This window comes from Bordetella genomosp. 12, from assembly GCF_002261355.1.
Taxonomy (GTDB): domain Bacteria; phylum Pseudomonadota; class Gammaproteobacteria; order Burkholderiales; family Burkholderiaceae_B; genus Bordetella.
In genome coordinates this window covers 105,285-121,866 of record NZ_NEVU01000001.1, presented here as the reverse complement: position 1 = coordinate 121,866, position 16,582 = coordinate 105,285, and the positions used below count along the sequence as shown (strand labels likewise).

The window sequence follows — 16,582 nt, the reverse complement described above, 5'->3', positions numbered from 1 at the left end:
CCGCCTTACTCGGCTTTGATACCGTTGGCCTCGATGATCCCGCGGTTGGCGGCATACTCCTCGCGCACCTGCCTGGCGAAGGCCGACCCCACCCCGGTGCCCGGCTGCAGATAGGATTTGGCCAGCAGATCCTGGTACTCGGGATCGGCCAGCGCGCGCTGCAACGCGGCCTGCAGGCTGTGCATCATCCCGGCGGGCATGCCTGCCGGCGCGAACACCCCAAAATTGGAGTAGTACTGCGCCTGCGGCAGCTCGAGCTCGGCCAGCGTGGGCACCTGCGGCCAGACCGCCAGGCGCGCGGGCGCCATGACCGCCAGGGGCTTGAGCGCGCCGCTGGCCACATGCGGCAGCACCGTATCGCTGTTGACCACCAGCAGCTCCACGGTGCCGGCCAGGCCATCGGTCAATGCCTGGCTATTGCCGCGATAGGGCACGTGCGTCATCTGCGCGCCGGTTGCCGCCATCAGCGCGGCCATGCCCATGTGCGCCACGGTGCCCGCGCCCGGTGTGCCGAAGCGCACGGTATCGGGATGCCGGCGCGCGAAATCGACGAGCTGGGCAAAATCATCGACCCGCAAGGACCGGGTGGCCACGATGGCCACCGGCGCCACGGCCACGCTGGCCAGAGGCACGAGATCTCTCATCGGGTCGTAGCTGAGCCGGCGCATGTGGGGCAGAATCGTCAGCGGACTGGTCGCGGCCAGCAGCAAGGTCGCGCCATCGGCTGGCGCGCGCGCCACCTGATCGGTGCCCAGGCCGGCCCCGGCGCCCGGCTTGTTCTCGATGACCACGGCCACGCCCGAGCCGTGGCGCAATACGTCGCCCAACCGGCGGCCCAGCGCATCGGCGCTGCCGCCGGCGGTATATGGCACCACCAGGGTCACCGCCTTGCCGCCGGGCCAATCCTGCGCCTGCGCCACGCCGGCCACGGCGCAGCCGCTCAACAGCCAGGCGGCCATGCTGCGCATTGCTGTCATTGCTTTCCCCTTGTCGTTGCCGCAGCCTGCTGTCAGGCCATCTTACGCGCCGCTCCTCGCGTCTGGCCGTGACGGCGCGGCCGCGCCGCCTAGGGAAAACCCGACTGAACTTTACGTTTACGTAAACGTAATATTTGCGCTGCGCCATCCGTCCTCACTGCCCAGGCAGCCGCAACGAGGCGAGCACTCACTATCACGGAGACATCGATGAACATTCCTGGCCTGAACTTCGATCTGGGTGAAGATCTGGAGATGCTGCGCGATGCCGTGCGCAGTTTCGCCCTGAGTGAAATCGCGCCCCGTGCCGGTGAGATCGACCGCGACGATCAATTCCCCATGGATCTCTGGCGCAAATTCGGCGAACTCGGCGTGCTGGGCATGACCGTGAGCGAGGAGTATGGCGGCACGAGCCTGGGCTATCTGGCCCACATGGTGGTGATGGAAGAAATCACCCGCGCCAGCGCCTCGGTGGGCCTATCGTACGGCGCGCACTCGAACCTGTGCGTCAACCAGATCTATCGCAATGGCACGGATGCGCAAAAGGCGCGCTATCTGCCCAAACTGATCTCGGGCGAGCATGTCGGCGCCTTGGCCATGAGTGAGCCCGGTGCCGGCTCGGATGTCGTGAGCATGCGTCTGCGCGCCGAGAAAAAAGGCGACCGCTACGTGCTGAACGGCAACAAAATGTGGATCACCAATGGCCCGGACGCCGACACGCTGGTGGTTTATGCCAAAACCGATCCGCAGGCGCATCAGCGCGGCATTACGGCCTTTCTGGTCGAAAAAAGCTTCAAGGGCTTCTCGGTGGCCCAGAAACTGGACAAACTCGGCATGCGCGGCAGCCATACCGGCGAGCTGGTGTTCCAGGATTGCGAAGTCCCCGAAGAAAACATCCTGGGCCAGCTCAATGGCGGCGTCAAAGTGCTCATGAGCGGGCTGGACTACGAGCGTGCGGTGCTGTCGGGCGGCCCCCTGGGCATCATGCAGGCCGTCATGGACGTGGCCGTGCCCTATGTCCACGACCGCAAGCAGTTCGGCCAGGCCATCGGCGAATTTCAGCTCATCCAGGGCAAGATGGCCGATATGTACACCACGCTGCAGGCTAGCCGGGCCTTCTGCTACACCGTGGGCAAAAATCTCGACCGCCTGGGCCGCGAACACGTGCGCCAGGTACGCAAGGACTGCGCCGCCCTCATTCTGTACACGGCCGAGCGCGCCACCTGGATGGCCGGCGAAGGCATCCAGCTGCTCGGCGGCAATGGTTACATCAACGAGTATCCGGTCGGCCGCCTGTGGCGCGACGCCAAACTCTATGAAATCGGCGCCGGCACGAGCGAAATCCGGCGCATGCTGATCGGGCGTGAACTGTTCAACGAAACCGCCTGATCCGCCCCGGTGGCCCCCCATGCGCCAAGGTCCTGATCTGCCGCAAGCGCGTCCAGCGCGCGGCCAGGCAAGCGCTGGACGCGGGCCGCTTTTCTTTTACGATACCGACAGGGCCCGGCAAAGCCGGGCCGCGTAGCCCTGTCCCGATTTAAAGGAGCAAGTGATGTCCGACCCTATCGTCATCGTTTCCGTTGCCCGCACGCCCATGGGCGGCATGATGGGCAGCCTGTCCGGCCTGTCCGCCCACGAACTGGGCGCCATCGCCATCAAGGCCGCTGTCGAGCGCGCCGGCATCAAGCCGGATCAAGTCAATGAAGTCATCATGGGCAACGTGCTGCAAGCCGGGCAAGGCCAGGCGCCCGCGCGCCAGGCCGCGCTGGGCGCGGGCCTGCCGCTGGGTGTGAGCTGCACCACGATTCACAAAGTGTGCGGTTCGGGCCTGAAGGCAGCCATGTTCGGCCACGACCTGCTGCTGGCCGGCACGGCCGACGTCGTGGTCGCCGGCGGTCAGGAGAGCATGAGCAATGCCCCGTATCTGCTGCTCAAGGGCCGCCAGGGTTACCGCTACGGCCACAGCACCGTCTACGACCACATGGCCCTCGACGGCCTGGAAGACGCCTACGACCGCGGCAAAGCCATGGGCGTGTTTGCCGAAGATTGCGCCAGCAAGTACAGCTTCAGCCGCGAAGACCAGGATGCCTTCGCGCTGGAATCGCTGCGCCGCGCGCGTGCGGCCAGCGAAGACGGCAGCTTCAAGTGGGAGATTACTCCCGTCACCGTGGCCGGCCGCAAGGGCGACACCGTGATCGACACCGACGAAGCGCCGTCCAAAGCCATGCCCGAGAAGATCCCCACGCTCAAGCCGGCCTTCAAGAAAGACGGTACGGTCACGGCCGCGAACTCATCCTCCATCTCCGACGGCGCCGCCGCCATGGTGCTGATGCGCGCCTCGACGGCCCAGAAGCTGGGTCTCAAGCCGCTGGCACGCATCGTCGCCCACACCCAGCACTCGCAGGAACCGCAATGGTTCACGACAGCGCCGGTCGGCGCGTTGAAGAATCTGTTCGCCAAGACGGGCTGGAAAGCCAGCGACGTGGATCTCTATGAGATCAACGAAGCCTTTGCCGTGGTCACCATGGCCGCCATGAAGGATTTCGATCTGCCGCGCGACAAGGTCAACGTCCATGGCGGCGCGACCGCCCTGGGCCACCCCATCGGCGCGTCCGGTGCCCGCCTGATGGCCACCCTCATCGGCGCGCTGCGTCAGAAGGGCGGCAAGAAAGGCGTGGCCACGCTGTGCATCGGCGGCGGCGAAGCCGTCGCCATGGCCATCGAAATGCTCTGATCGGCCAACGGCCGGGCCTGCCTGGCCCGGCCGTTGTCATAACAGGCCGGCACACGGCCATCGAGACAATTCGCGCCTGACGGGCGCGCCCCTATCCCACACCAAGCCAGGACGGCCATGCCCATCATCGAATCCCGCATCGATACGCGCGGCGCCGATTTCGCAGCCAATGCGAGCGCCATGCAAACGGTGCTCGACGACCTCGACCGCCAATTGACCGCCACCGCGCAGGGCGGCAATGAAAGCGCGCGCGCCAAACACATCGCGCGCGGCAAACTGCTGCCGCGCGACCGCGTCGAGCAGCTCATCGATCCGGGCAGCCCCTTCCTGGAGTTTTCACCGCTGGCCGCCCATGGCATGTACGAAGGCGAAGCGCCTGGGGCGGGCCTGATCACCGGCATCGGCCGCATTGCCGGCACCGAATGCGTCATCGTGTGCAACGACGCCACGGTCAAGGGCGGCACCTACTATCCGATGACGGTCAAAAAGCACCTGCGCGCCCAGGAGATCGCCCAGCAGAACCATCTGCCCTGCGTCTATCTGGTCGACTCCGGCGGCGCCAATCTGCCGCGTCAGGACGAGGTCTTCCCCGATCGCGATCACTTCGGCCGTATCTTCTACAACCAGGCAGTGATGTCCTCGCAAGGCATCGCGCAGATCGCCGTGGTGATGGGCTCGTGCACGGCCGGCGGGGCCTATGTGCCGGCCATGAGCGATGAGTCCATCATCGTCAAGAACCAGGGCACCATCTTTCTGGGCGGCCCCCCGCTGGTCAAGGCCGCGACCGGCGAGGAGGTCAGCGCCGAAGACCTGGGCGGCGGCGATGTGCACACGCGGCTGTCCGGCGTGGTGGACCACCTGGCCGCCAATGACCGGCACGCCCTGGAACTGGCGCGCAATGCCGTGGCCCGCCTGAATCGCCGCAAGCCGCAACCGCTGGCGCTGGCCGAGCCGCGCGCGCCGCGCTACGACCCGAACGAACTCAACGGCATCATTCCCGCCGATACCCGCAAGCCCTTCGATGTGCGCGAAGTCATCGCGCGCATCGTCGATGGCTCGGAGTTCGACGAATTCAAAGCCCGCTTCGGCACCACGCTTGTCACCGGCTTTGCGCATATCCACGGCATGCCGGTGGGTATCGTGGCCAACAACGGCATCCTGTTTTCCGAGTCGGCGCAAAAGGGCGCGCACTTCATCGAGTTGTGCGCGCAGCGCAAGATCCCGCTGGTGTTTCTGCAGAACATCACCGGCTTCATGGTCGGGCGCAAGTACGAAAACGAAGGCATCGCACGCCATGGCGCCAAAATGGTCACCGCCGTGGCGACGGCCAACGTGCCCAAGTTCACCGTCCTGATCGGCGGCTCTTTTGGCGCCGGCAACTACGGCATGTGCGGCCGCGCCTACTCCCCGCGCATGCTGTTCATGTGGCCCAATGCGCGCATCTCCGTCATGGGGGGCGAGCAGGCCGCCAGCGTGCTCGCCACGGTCAAACGCGACGGCCTGGAAAGCCGCGGCACGTCCTGGAGCGCCGAGGAAGAAGACGCTTTCAAAGCGCCCATCCGCGCGCAGTACGAACGCGAAGGCCATCCCTATTACGCCACGGCACGCCTGTGGGACGACGGCATCATCGCCCCGGCCGATACGCGCCGCGTGCTGGGCCTGGCGCTGTCGGCCGCCCTGAACGCCCCCATCGAAGACACGCGCTTCGGCGTGTTCCGCATGTAAGCCACGCCGCGCCAAGGAGTCGCTCGTGTTCACCACGCTCTTGATTGCCAATCGCGGCGAGATTGCCTGCCGCGTCGCCGCCACCGCTCGCCGACTGGGCCTGCGCACCATCGCGGTCTATTCGGATGCCGACGCGCAGGCGCGCCATGTCGCCGCCTGCGACGCCGCCGTACATATCGGCGGCGCCGAACCGCGCGCCAGTTATCTGCGCGCCGACGCCATCCTGCAGGCCGCGCTGGCCAGCGGCGCGCAGGCCATTCATCCCGGCTATGGCTTTCTCTCCGAGAACGAAGCCTTCGCGCAGGCCGCCAGCGACACCGGCATTACCTTTGTCGGCCCGCCGGCCTCGGCCATTGCCGCCATGGGCAGCAAGTCGGCCGCCAAGGCCTTGATGGAGCGCGCCGGCGTGCCCCTGGTGCCGGGTTATCACGGCGACAACCAGGATCCGGAATTCCTGCGCCAACAGGCCGACGGCATCGGCTATCCCGTGCTCATCAAGGCCAGCGCCGGCGGCGGAGGCAAAGGCATGCGCGTCGTGGAGTCCAGCGGCGCCTTCCTCGATGCGCTGGCGTCCTGCCAGCGCGAGGCGCGCGCCAGCTTCGGCGACGACCGCGTCCTCATCGAGCGCTATCTGCAAAAGCCGCGCCACATCGAGATCCAGGTCTTTGCCGACAGCCACGGACAATGTGTCTATCTGTTCGAGCGCGACTGCTCCGTACAGCGGCGCCACCAGAAAGTCATCGAGGAAGCCCCGGCTCCCGGCATGACGCCCGAGCGCCGCCAGGCCATGGGGCAGGCTGCGGTCGCCGCGGCCAAGGCCGTGGGCTATGTGGGGGCGGGCACGGTGGAGTTCATCGTCGAGCCGGACGGGCGCTTTTACTTCATGGAAATGAATACCCGGCTGCAAGTCGAGCACCCGGTCACCGAAATGATCACCGGGCTGGATCTGGTCGAATGGCAATTGCGCGTGGCCGCCGGCGAGCCCCTGCCGCTGACCCAGCAGGCCCTGCGCATCGAGGGCCATGCCATCGAAGCGCGCATCTATGCCGAAAACCCGGAGAAGGGCTTTCTGCCCTCCATCGGCACGCTCAACTACCTGGCGCTGCCGCCGCACACCGCCTTTGCCAACGGCGACATCCGTGTCGACGGCGGCGTGCGCATGGGCGACACCATCACGCCGTTCTACGACCCCATGATCGCCAAACTGATCGTGCGGGGCGCGGACCGGGATCAGGCCCGCGCGCGCATGGTGCAGGCGCTGGCCCAAACGCAGGCCGTGGGCGTGCAGACCAATGTGGCCTTTCTCACCCGGCTCATGCAGGACGCCGCCTTCGCCCAGGCCGATCTGGACACGGGCCTGATCGAACGCCGGCGTGCCACGCTGCTGCCTGATGCCCAGCCCGCAAGCCTGGAATCGCTGGCGCTGGCCAGCGTGGCGGTGCTGGTCCAGGAAGGTCTGTCCAGCGACACGCTGCGCGGTACGCAGGCGCCCGACCCCTGGGCCGCGCGCGATGGCTGGCGTCTGAGCGGACGCTACCGGCGTGTGCTGCCTTGGGATGACCAGGGACAGACGCGCGAGGCCGAATTCACCCGCGACGCCGCCGGCTGGTCTCTGACCGTCGATGGCAACACCCACGCGCTGCAATGGCGCGCGCATCCGAGCGCCAATCCCGAACTTGCCTATGATCTGCGGCTGTCGCTCGGCGGCCAGGACGTGAGCGGCAATGTGGTTCTGCACGGCGGGCGCGCGCATGTCTTGCGCCAGGGCGCCACGATCGTGCTCGAGCGGCGCGACCGTTATGTCGATGAAGGCCAGGAAGGGCATGGCGGCGGCCTGACCGCCCCCATGCCGGGCAAGATCATCGCCATCGCGGTGCAAGCCGGCGACCGCGTCGACAAGGGCCAGGCGCTGCTGGTCATGGAAGCCATGAAGATGGAACACACCATTGCCGCGCCCGCGGCCGGCGTGGTGAGCAAGGTCTTCTACGCGCTGGGCGACCAGGTTGCCGAGGGCGTGGCGCTGATCGCGCTGGACGACCCCGCGCAGTGACCCGGCGGTGGGGCGTCAGGCCGCGGGACTGGCCGGCCCCACATAGCTGAAACGCGGCACCTCGCCGGCCTCGCTGCTGACCGTCTCGTTCCAGATGCGCAGCAAACGCGTGTTCATGGGCAAGCCATCGCGCGGATAAAGCCGCACGTAAACCACGACGGTGTCATCCGTTTCATCGGCGCGGGCCAGGCCCAGCGCCAGATAGTGCTGACCCTTGTAATGACGATAGACGCCAGGGCGAAAGTCCTCGATCGCAGACATCACAACTCCAAAGCAAGACAGCCGCATTGCGCGGCTGCCGTGGAAAGGGAAACGCTTAAGAACGGACGGTGGCGATCAGGTGATCGAGCTGCTCGAGCATGGTCGCCGTTTCGGCTTCGGACACGTTCAGGGCCGGCATGAAACGCAGCAGGTTGCCGCGCGGCGCGTTGAGCAGCAGGCCTTGCGGTTCGAGCTGGCGTGCCGCCTCGACAATCGCCGGACCGTAATCGCCATCGAGCTTGAGCGCGCGCAGCAGGCCCATGCCGCGCTCGCCTTGCAGGCCGTACTTCTGCGACAGGGCCAGCAGGCCCTCTGAGAGCTGTTGGCCACGCGCCTGCACGCTGGCCAGAAAGCCCGGCGCGGCCAGCGTGTCGTAGACCGCAACGCCCACGGCCGTGCACAGCGGATTGCCGTTGTAGGTCCCGCCTTGCTCACCATGCGAGAACACACTGACGGATTCGCGCGCCAGCAACGCGGCCAGCGGCACGCCGCCGCCGATACCCTTGCCCAGCGTCATGATGTCGGGCACCACATCGAACTGCTGATACGCGAACATGGTGCCGCTGCGGCCCATGCCCGTCTGCACTTCGTCGACGATCAACAGAATGCCGTGCTCGTCGGCCAGCTTGCGCAGGCCCTGCATGAATTCGCGCGAGGCCGGAATGACGCCCGCCTCGCCCTGGATGGGTTCGAGCATGATGGCCACGGTCTGCGCATCGATAAGGGCGCGTACCGAATCCAGGTCGTTCAGGTCGGCCTTGGGAAACCCATCGACCTGCGGCGCGAACATGGTGTCCCAGCCCGGCTTGCCCGAAGCCGACATGGTCGCCAGGGTGCGGCCGTGAAAGCCGTGGTCCATCGTGATGATCTTGTAGGCGCCGTTACGATGCACGCGGCCCCATTTGCGGGCCAGCTTGATGGCGCCTTCGTTGGCCTCGGCGCCGCTGTTGGCGAAGAAGACACGATCGAATACCGAGCCCTCGGTCAGCCGCTTGGCCAGCTCCAGCGAAGGCAGGTTGTAGAACGCGGGCGAGGGGTTCATCAGCAGGCCGGCCTGGGCCTGCAGCGCCTGCTGCATTTCCGGGGCGCAATGGCCCAGCGCATTGACCGCCCAGCCCTGCACGAAATCCAGATATCGCTTGCCCGCGTGATCCTCCAGCCAGGAGCCCTGACCGCGCACGAACACCAGGTCCGGACGGGAGGTGATCTCCATGAGGTTATTGACATTCAACTGGCTGAATTCCATGGCAGTTCCGCAAAAAGAAACAGGAAGGGGTGGGGGAAAAGCTGAAATTTAGCACCTTGGCGGGGCAGCCCGCCGCGCCGCGGGTCTGCGGGCGGCGGCCGGGGCCGAAAAAGGGCCGCGGCACGGCCCGCCGGGGCCCGCTAGCGGCTCAGGCCGCGCGCGGCGATGGGCCACAGGTCCACGACCACCTCATCGCGGAACACGACCAGGGTATCGTGCAGATTAAAGCCCGGATCGACATGCGGCATCACCAGGCGCATGACCTCGCCCACCACCGGCGGCTCGGCGCCGGCCTGCACCCGTACCACGCCGTGCTCGTCATTGGCCATCGCATAGTCCAGGCCCGGGCGGCCCACGATACGCGGCAGCCCGCACTCGATGGTGGCGGATTTCAAGCCGGCATCCAGGATCGCCCGATCCGGCGCCGGAGTGCTCATCACGGTGGACAACAAGAAAAGACTGGTGCCAAAGGACAAGGGGCCGGACCACTCATTGGCGCCGTAATCCCCGTCCATAAAGGCATACGAACCGGCCTGCAATTCGGTATAGATGCCGCTGGCCGCGTCGAATTCGGCGCTGCCGCTGCCGCCGCCGGTAATGCGCTCGCAGGTGATGCCATGGGCGCGCAACAAGGACGCGTAACCAGCGGCCCGCGCGGCGGCCTGCGCGCACAGCGCTGCGCGCTCGGCATGGCTGCGCACATGCTGCACGCTGCCGTGGTAAGCCTGCAGGCCGCCAAAGCGCAGGCCCTGCGCGGCCTCCGCCGCGCGCGCCAGCGCGAGCACATCGTGATCATCGACCACGCCGCAACGCCCCTGGCCGACATCGACCTCGACCAGCACCGTGATGCGCGCGCCGGCCTGCGCCATCGCGGCGGCCAAGGCCTGCAGATTGCGCATATTGTCGACGCAGACACTCACGTCGGCTTGCACGGCGATCTGCGCCAGCAAGGCCAGCTTGGCCGGCCCCACGACCTCGTTGCTGATGTGGATGTCGCGGATGCCGGCCTGCAAGAAGGGCAAGGCTTCGCTCACCTTCTGGCAGCAGATGCCGCGCGCGCCCAATGCCAGTTGCCGGCGCGAAATCTCAGGGCATTTGTGTGCCTTGGCATGCGGGCGCAAGGCGACGCCATGACGGTCGGCCCATTGCTGCATGGCGTTCAGATTGCGCTCGAACACGTCGAGATCGAGCACCAGGCTGGGCGTGTCGACCTGCGCCAGCGGCTGGCCGGGCAGGGCGGGATCGGGCAGGAATAATTCGTTGGAAAGGCGTGTGGACACCAGCGTTCGCTCCGCGCATGACCCCGCGTCCATAACAAAACCCGGGGCAATCATAACCATAGGGCCCAGTGGCCCCCAGGTAAACCATACCCTCCGGGTCATTGGCTAAGCAATCCCTACGTGACACACTGGCGTTGTTAAACGGCCAACAATCAGAGAGCCAGTTCTCACGGAGAAGCTTTACATGTCACTCAAAAAATGGATCAAAACGCTGACACTTGCCGTTGCCATCGCGGGCACGGCCACTTCGGCGCAGGCACAACAGTTCTTCCGTATCGGCACCGGCGGCACGGCCGGCACCTACTATCCCATCGGCGGCATGATCGCCAACGCGGTGTCGCAGCCCGGCAAGCTGATTGCCACGGCGGCGGCGTCCAACGGCTCGGTGGCCAATATCAACGGCATTTTGGGCGGTTCGTTCGAATCCGGCTTTACGCAATCCGACGTGGCTTACTGGGCCTATAACGGCAGCGGCACCTTCGAAGGCAAACCCAAGGCCCAGGATCTGCGCCTGGTCGCCACCCTCTACCCCGAAAGCATCCACCTGGTCACGCGCAAGGGCGCCGGCATCAAGTCGGTGGCCGATCTGCGCGGCAAGCGCGTCTCCATGGACGAGCCCGGCTCGGGCACGCTGGTCGACGTCCGCCTGATCCTGGGCGCCTACGGCATGACCGACAAGGACGTCAAGGCCGAATACCTCAAGCCCAACCAGGCAGGCGACAAGATCAAGGACGGCGGCCTGGACGCCTTCTTCTTCGTCGGCGGCGCGCCGGCCGGCGCCATCGCCGAACTGGCTTCCAGCTCCGGCATCGAAATCGTGCCCCTGGTCGGCCCGGAGATCGACAAGCTGCGCGCCGATCAGCAGTTCTTCACGCCGGACACGATTGCTGCCAACACCTATCAGGGCGTGGGCGAGACCAAGACGATTTCGGTCAACGCGCAAATGGTGACTTCGGCCAAGCAACCTGAAGAGACCGTCTACGAGATCGTCAAGGCCATGTACAGCGATCCGACGCAAAAAACCCTGGCCGCCGGCCACACCAAGGGCAAGCTGATCACCAAGGAAAACGCCGTCAAGGGCGCCGGCATCCCCTTCCATCCGGGCGCCGAAAAGTACTACAAGGAAATCGGCCTGCTGAAGTAAGCCGGATTCTCTGCGCGACCCCAACAGGCCACGGCATGCCCTGCAGCCGTGGCCTTGTCTTTACCCGGCGGAAACTCCCGCCCGCGAGATGCATTGGCCATGGAAATAGATCACGATAAAACCCAGCAGCTGGCCGAGAAGTACGATTCGGAAATCCGCTTCCGGCCGCTGGACAAGACCGCTACCTGGATCGTCTCCCTGCTATTGGTGACGCTGTCCATTTTTCACTATTACACCGCGGGCTTCGGCCTGCTGCGCGAAGCCACGCACCGCGGCGTGCATCTGGCCTTCGTGCTGAGCCTGATCTTCCTGGTCTTCGGTTTCAGCAAAGCCCATTACCAGCGCGAACCGAAGTCCACCTGGTACAGCCCCGGCGGCGTGCCGCTGTACGACTGGATCATCGCCATCGTCCTGGCGCTCAGCGTCCTGTACATCCCCTACATCTTCGAAGATCTGGCCTTCCGCGTGGGCAACCCGCTGACCATGGACGTGGTCATGGGCACCATCCTCATTCTGGGTTTGCTCGAAGGCACGCGCCGAGCCATGGGATGGCCGCTGCCCATCATCGCCCTGGTGTTCCTGGCCTACGCCGCTTTCGGTCCCTACTTCCCGGGTCTGCTCAAGCACGCCGGCAACAGCTGGTCGCAGATCGTCAACCACATGTACCTCACCAGCCAGGGCATCTATGGCGTGGCGGTCGGCGTGGTGGCGACCTATGTGTTTCACTTCGTGCTGTTCGGCGTGCTCGCCACGCGGATCGGCCTGGGACAATTGTTCCTGGATATCGCCTCGACCATCGCCGGGCGCTACGCCGGGGGTCCGGCCAAGGTGTCGGTCTTCGGGTCGGCCATGTTCGGCATGCTGTCGGGCTCATCGGTGGCCAATGCCGTGACGGTGGGGTCGTTGACCATCCCCGCCATGATCCGCATCGGCTATCCCCGCCACTTCGCCGGCGCCGTGGAAGCCGCCTCCAGCACGGGCGGGCAGATCACGCCCCCCATCATGGGCGCCGCCGCCTTTCTGATGATCGAGTTTCTCGGCATCCCGTATCAGGACATCGCCCTCGCCGGGATCTTTCCCGCCTTCCTGTATTTCTTCGGCATGTTCATGCAGGTGCACTTCGAGGCCAAGCGCGAAGGCCTGCGCGGGCTGACCGCCGAAGAAATGCCCAAGCTGCGCGCCTCGTTCAAGATGCGCTGGCCCACGCTGATTCCGCTGTTCCTGCTGATCGGCGTGCTGGCCAGCGGCCGCACGCCCTATCTGGCCGCCTTCGCGGGCATCACCGGCTGCATCGTGGTGGGGCTGCTCAATCCCTTCCAGCGCCTGCGCTGGCGGGATCTGTACGAAGCCTTCGAGACCGGGGCCAAGTACGCCCTGGCCGTGGGCGCGGCCGCAGGCACCGTCGGGTTGGTGATCGGGGTGGTCACGCTGACCGGGGTCGGCTTCAAGATCTCGTACATCGTCATCATGGCCTCGCAAGCCATCGCCTCCGGTGTGGGCAACATCATCCCCGAAGCATTGGCCAATGCGCAGACGCTCACGCTGATCGCCGCGCTGGTGATGACCGGCATCGTCTGCGTGATCATGGGCTGCGGCGTACCGACCACGGCCAACTACCTCATCATGGTCGCGGTCGCCGCGCCCACGCTGGTGCAGTTGGGCGTGCAACCCATCGCGGCGCACTTCTTCGTGTTCTATTTCGGCATCCTGGCCGACATCACGCCACCGGTGGCGCTGGCCGCCTATGCCGCGGCCGGCATGGCGGGCAGCGACCCCTTGAAGACCAGCGTGACGGCCTTCAGGCTGGGGATCACCAAGCTCATCGTGCCCTTTGTGTTCGTGTTCTCGCCCTCGCTGCTGATCTCGGTCAAAGGCTTTAGCTGGCATGACTTCGCCGTCACGCTGGTGGGTTGCATGATCGGCCTGGTGCTGCTGTCGGCCGCCTTCTCCCGCTACTTCCTCGTGCCGATGAAGTCCTGGGAACGTTGGCTGTTCACCATCGGCGCATTGCTGACCATCGTGCCCGGCGCCCTGAGCGGCATAATCGGCCTGGTGCTCTGCGTGCCGGCCTTCATGAGCCAATGGCGCGGCTGGAACGACCAACGGCGCACGCCCGCGGCAGCCTGACCCGTCCGCACCCGGCAAGCATGACGAAAACCCCCGCGTGGGGTTTTCGTTTTTCTGGAGCCAGGATGTCTCCCACAACACAAAACGAAACCGCCCGCTGCGGACGGTTCGAAAGGAAATTTAGTATCGATTCTCACTCATCTCCAGCGCCGGGCGCGCCCCGGTCTCTCGTTGTACTCGCGCATGTCTTTGCCCCCACCCCTGGCCCTGGCGGCCCTGTTCCTGCCTGCCGCCTCCCTGGGTTCGACCCACGCTCCCGCGCCACCCGATACGCGCCCGGTCTTCACGCTGCCCGCGCAGCAAGTCCTGGCCGACAGCGTCGAACTCAGCCGCTCGACACTGGAGCAGACCGACATCGACCGCGCGCAGGCCGACAACTTCGCCAGCCTGGTCGATCGCCTGCCCGGCATCTCGATGGCCGGATCGCCGCGGCCGGGTGGCCAGAGCCTGAACATCTGGGGCCTGGGCGACACCGAGGACGTCAAGCTGGTGCTCGACGGCGCACCCAAGGGTTTTGAAAAATACCGCCAGGGTTCCGTGTTCATCGAACCCGAGCTCATCCGCCGCATCGCGGTGGACAAGGGGCCGCACAACCTGCTGGACGGCACGGCAGGCTTTGGCGGCACGGTGCGCATCGACACCAAAGACGCCGCGGACCTCCTGGCTCCCGACGAACACCTGGGCGGTCTGGTCAAGTACGGCCGCCACAGCAACGATGGGCAGAACATCTACAGCGCCGCGGTGTTTGGCCGCATGGACCACGCCGACGGCCTGGTCTACGTCAACCGGCGCAACGGCGGCAATCTCCGGCGCCCGGACGGCAGCCGGTTTGCCTTCTCCGGCGCCGATTCCCAATCGTATCTGGCCAAGACCCAGCTCTATCTGGGAGCCAGCCATAGCCTGAGCTTGTCGGCGCTGCAATCGACGTCGGAAGGCTGGCAACCCTTTGCCGCCAAGCGCGACGATCTTCCCGCCCCCTCGCTGGCCGATATCCGCCGCTATGGCCTGACCGAAGCCTGGCGCCGCCGCCTCGTGTATCGCGACCAGACCGACCGCACCCTGAGCGCGCGCTACCAATACGCCCCGGCCGAACATCCCTGGCTCAATCTGACGCTGTCGTTTGCGCGCTCGCACACGTCCCAGCATGACCGGCGCCCTGACAACGCCTCACGCAGCGCCTTTCTCGCCACGCTGGGCAACCGCAGCTGGGTCGACTATCGCGACCGCGTGCTCGAACTGCGCAACCTGGCCAGCTTCGCCACCGGCGCGGCCGAGCACGGTCTGCTGCTGGCGGCACGCTGGCACCGGCATGACCGCGACACGCTGATGTACTACCCGGCCGGGGCGCGGGCGGCCGACTACAACCACGGCTACTTCCAGCCCTACTACATGCCCGCCGGCCGGCAAACCGTGCGCAGCGTCGTCGTGCAGGACGCCATCCGCCTCGGCACGCTCACCATCACCCCCGGCGTGCGCTACGACCAGGTCCTCAATCTCGGGCGTCCCAACGATGCGCCGCGCTACAACAGCCCGCTGCCCTCGGTCGGCCACGATTACCGGGGCGTGCGCTATACCGGCTGGACACCCCACCTGGGAGCGCTCTGGCAGGCCCGGCCCGGGTTGAGCCTGCTGGGCGACGTCACACGCGGCTGGCGCGCGCCGGTGATCGACGAGCAATACGAAGTGCAGTACGCCCGCGCGACGACCACGGGCACCAGCCGCGCACTCAAGCCCGAGCGCATCCTGGGCTGGCGCGCCGGGGCCATCGTGCAACACGACGGCCTGCTCACCGCCGGCGACCATCTCGAACTGCGCGCCACCGTATTCGGCAACCGTGGCAAGGATGAAATCTTCGCCCGCCGGGGTGTGCTGTGCGCCCAAGCTCCCTGCCAACGCCCGTTGTCGAACTACCGCAACCTGCCCGGTTACCGCATCGAGGGGCTGGAGCTGGAATCCTTCTACGACAGCCGGTACTGGTTCGGCAAAGTGGCCGTGACGGCGCTGCGCGGCTGGCGCGACAGCTCGCCGCGCGATCCGGCTGGCCGGCGCAGCTGGATGGCCGAGATCCCGCCCCTGACCGCGCACGCCATGCTGGGCATCAAACTGCCGCGCCACGGTCTGGCCATGGGCTGGACGGGCGACTTCGCGCGCCGCCAGGACCGCGCTCCCACGCAAAGCGATCCCTTGGCCGTATTCTGGGCGTTGCCGGCCTCCAGCGGGTATGCGCTGCATGGCCTGTTCGTGCACTGGCGCCCGCCCCAATGGCAAGGCCTGCACCTGCGCCTGACGATCGACAATCTGTTCAATCGCGCCTATCGCCCCTACCTGGGCGAATCCGTCTCCGGCTTGGGGCGCAACGTCAAACTCAGCCTCTCCCAACGCTTCTGATCCCGCTGCGAGGGATACGTCCCCCGCAGCGCGTCCTCCGGGCGCAACGCCTCCGATATCCTTGGTGGAATCGCGGTTGATCCCAGTGACCGTTCCGCGTAAAGTAAAATCATGTTTGCTGGTCTGCCGATATGCGGGCCGACTGTGCAAACCGGCACCTTACTCGCCATATGTTCGATATCCTGGTTTATCTGTTCGAAAACTACTACACGCCGCAAGCCTGTCCTGCGGCAGATGTGCTGGCAAAACGGCTCGCTGCCGCCGGCTTCGAGCACGAAGACATAGACGATGCCTTGGGATGGCTTTACGGCTTGGCCGAAACCACGGAACGCTGCGTCGATCTTGCCCACACCTCTGCCACCGGCTTTCGCGTCTATACCGACGCCGAGTATCAGCAACTGGGCAGCGCCTCGATCGGCTTCATCACCTTTTTGGAATCGGCCGGCGTTTTGCCGCCGCCCTTGCGCGAAATCGTGATCGATCGCGCTCTGGCCTCGCCCGACGTACCGGTCTCGCTCTCCAAGATCAAGATCATCGCCCTGATGGTTCTCTGGAGCCAGGAAGCCGAGATCGACAATCTGGTGCTCGAAGAACTGCTCGACGACGAAGAAAGCCACCGGCTGCATTGAGCCGCCGCCGGCGTTACCGCAACG

Annotated in this window: 12 protein-coding genes; 8 read left to right on the top strand and 4 right to left on the bottom strand. The window is 66.0% G+C overall.

Annotated features, from left to right (window positions below):
- Positions 1 to 5 precede the first annotated feature (5 nt).
- Positions 6 to 977 carry a Bug family tripartite tricarboxylate transporter substrate binding protein gene (locus CAL22_RS00545; RefSeq protein WP_094809457.1) on the bottom strand — a complete coding sequence of 324 codons (972 nt, stop codon included), beginning with the start codon at positions 975 to 977 and terminating at the stop codon, positions 6 to 8.
- 207 nt (positions 978 to 1,184) lie between these two features.
- Here CAL22_RS00545 and CAL22_RS00540 point away from each other — a divergent pair, with 207 nt between their 5' ends.
- The 4 genes from CAL22_RS00540 to CAL22_RS00525 all read left to right on the top strand — a co-directional run bounded on the left by CAL22_RS00540 (position 1,185) and on the right by CAL22_RS00525 (position 7,483).
- Positions 1,185 to 2,363 carry an isovaleryl-CoA dehydrogenase gene (locus tag CAL22_RS00540; protein WP_094809455.1) on the top strand — a complete coding sequence of 393 codons (1,179 nt, stop codon included), beginning with the start codon at positions 1,185 to 1,187 and terminating at the stop codon, positions 2,361 to 2,363.
- Positions 2,364 to 2,526: 163 nt separating this feature from the next.
- Positions 2,527 to 3,708, top strand: coding sequence for an acetyl-CoA C-acetyltransferase (locus tag CAL22_RS00535; protein ID WP_094809453.1), 1,182 nt, complete (start codon positions 2,527 to 2,529; stop codon positions 3,706 to 3,708).
- 117 nt (positions 3,709 to 3,825) lie between these two features.
- Entirely contained in the window at positions 3,826 to 5,433 is a 1,608-nt protein-coding gene (locus CAL22_RS00530) for a carboxyl transferase domain-containing protein (RefSeq protein ID WP_094809451.1), read from the top strand.
- A 25-nt stretch (positions 5,434 to 5,458) separates the two neighbouring features.
- On the top strand, positions 5,459 to 7,483 hold the full coding sequence (locus CAL22_RS00525; protein ID WP_094809449.1) for an acetyl/propionyl/methylcrotonyl-CoA carboxylase subunit alpha: 2,025 nt from the start codon (positions 5,459 to 5,461) through the stop codon (positions 7,481 to 7,483).
- A 15-nt stretch (positions 7,484 to 7,498) separates the two neighbouring features.
- Here the strand turns inward: CAL22_RS00525 and CAL22_RS00520 are convergent, their stop codons facing one another.
- The 3 genes from CAL22_RS00520 to CAL22_RS00510 all read right to left on the bottom strand — a co-directional run bounded on the left by CAL22_RS00520 (position 7,499) and on the right by CAL22_RS00510 (position 10,303).
- Positions 7,499 to 7,744, bottom strand: coding sequence for a DUF1653 domain-containing protein (locus CAL22_RS00520; RefSeq protein ID WP_094809447.1), 246 nt, complete (start codon positions 7,742 to 7,744; stop codon positions 7,499 to 7,501).
- Positions 7,745 to 7,799: 55 nt separating this feature from the next.
- Entirely contained in the window at positions 7,800 to 8,990 is a 1,191-nt protein-coding gene (locus CAL22_RS00515; protein ID WP_094809445.1) for an acetylornithine transaminase, read from the bottom strand.
- A 140-nt stretch (positions 8,991 to 9,130) separates the two neighbouring features.
- A complete protein-coding gene (locus CAL22_RS00510; RefSeq protein WP_094809443.1) occupies positions 9,131 to 10,303 on the bottom strand; it encodes a DSD1 family PLP-dependent enzyme in 1,173 nt (390 codons plus the stop codon).
- Positions 10,304 to 10,454: 151 nt separating this feature from the next.
- On the opposite strand from CAL22_RS00510, the gene CAL22_RS00505 reads away from it, so the two are divergent.
- The 4 genes from CAL22_RS00505 to CAL22_RS00490 all read left to right on the top strand — a co-directional run bounded on the left by CAL22_RS00505 (position 10,455) and on the right by CAL22_RS00490 (position 16,558).
- Positions 10,455 to 11,414, top strand: coding sequence for a TAXI family TRAP transporter solute-binding subunit (locus CAL22_RS00505; RefSeq protein WP_094809441.1), 960 nt, complete (start codon positions 10,455 to 10,457; stop codon positions 11,412 to 11,414).
- 99 nt (positions 11,415 to 11,513) lie between these two features.
- On the top strand, positions 11,514 to 13,541 hold the full coding sequence (locus CAL22_RS00500) for a TRAP transporter permease (RefSeq protein ID WP_094809439.1): 2,028 nt from the start codon (positions 11,514 to 11,516) through the stop codon (positions 13,539 to 13,541).
- 183 nt (positions 13,542 to 13,724) lie between these two features.
- A complete protein-coding gene (locus CAL22_RS00495) occupies positions 13,725 to 15,929 on the top strand; it encodes a TonB-dependent hemoglobin/transferrin/lactoferrin family receptor (protein WP_094809437.1) in 2,205 nt (734 codons plus the stop codon).
- A gap of 170 nt (positions 15,930 to 16,099) precedes the next feature.
- On the top strand, positions 16,100 to 16,558 hold the full coding sequence (locus CAL22_RS00490) for a DUF494 family protein (RefSeq protein WP_094809435.1): 459 nt from the start codon (positions 16,100 to 16,102) through the stop codon (positions 16,556 to 16,558).
- The last annotated feature ends 24 nt before the right edge of the window (positions 16,559 to 16,582 follow it).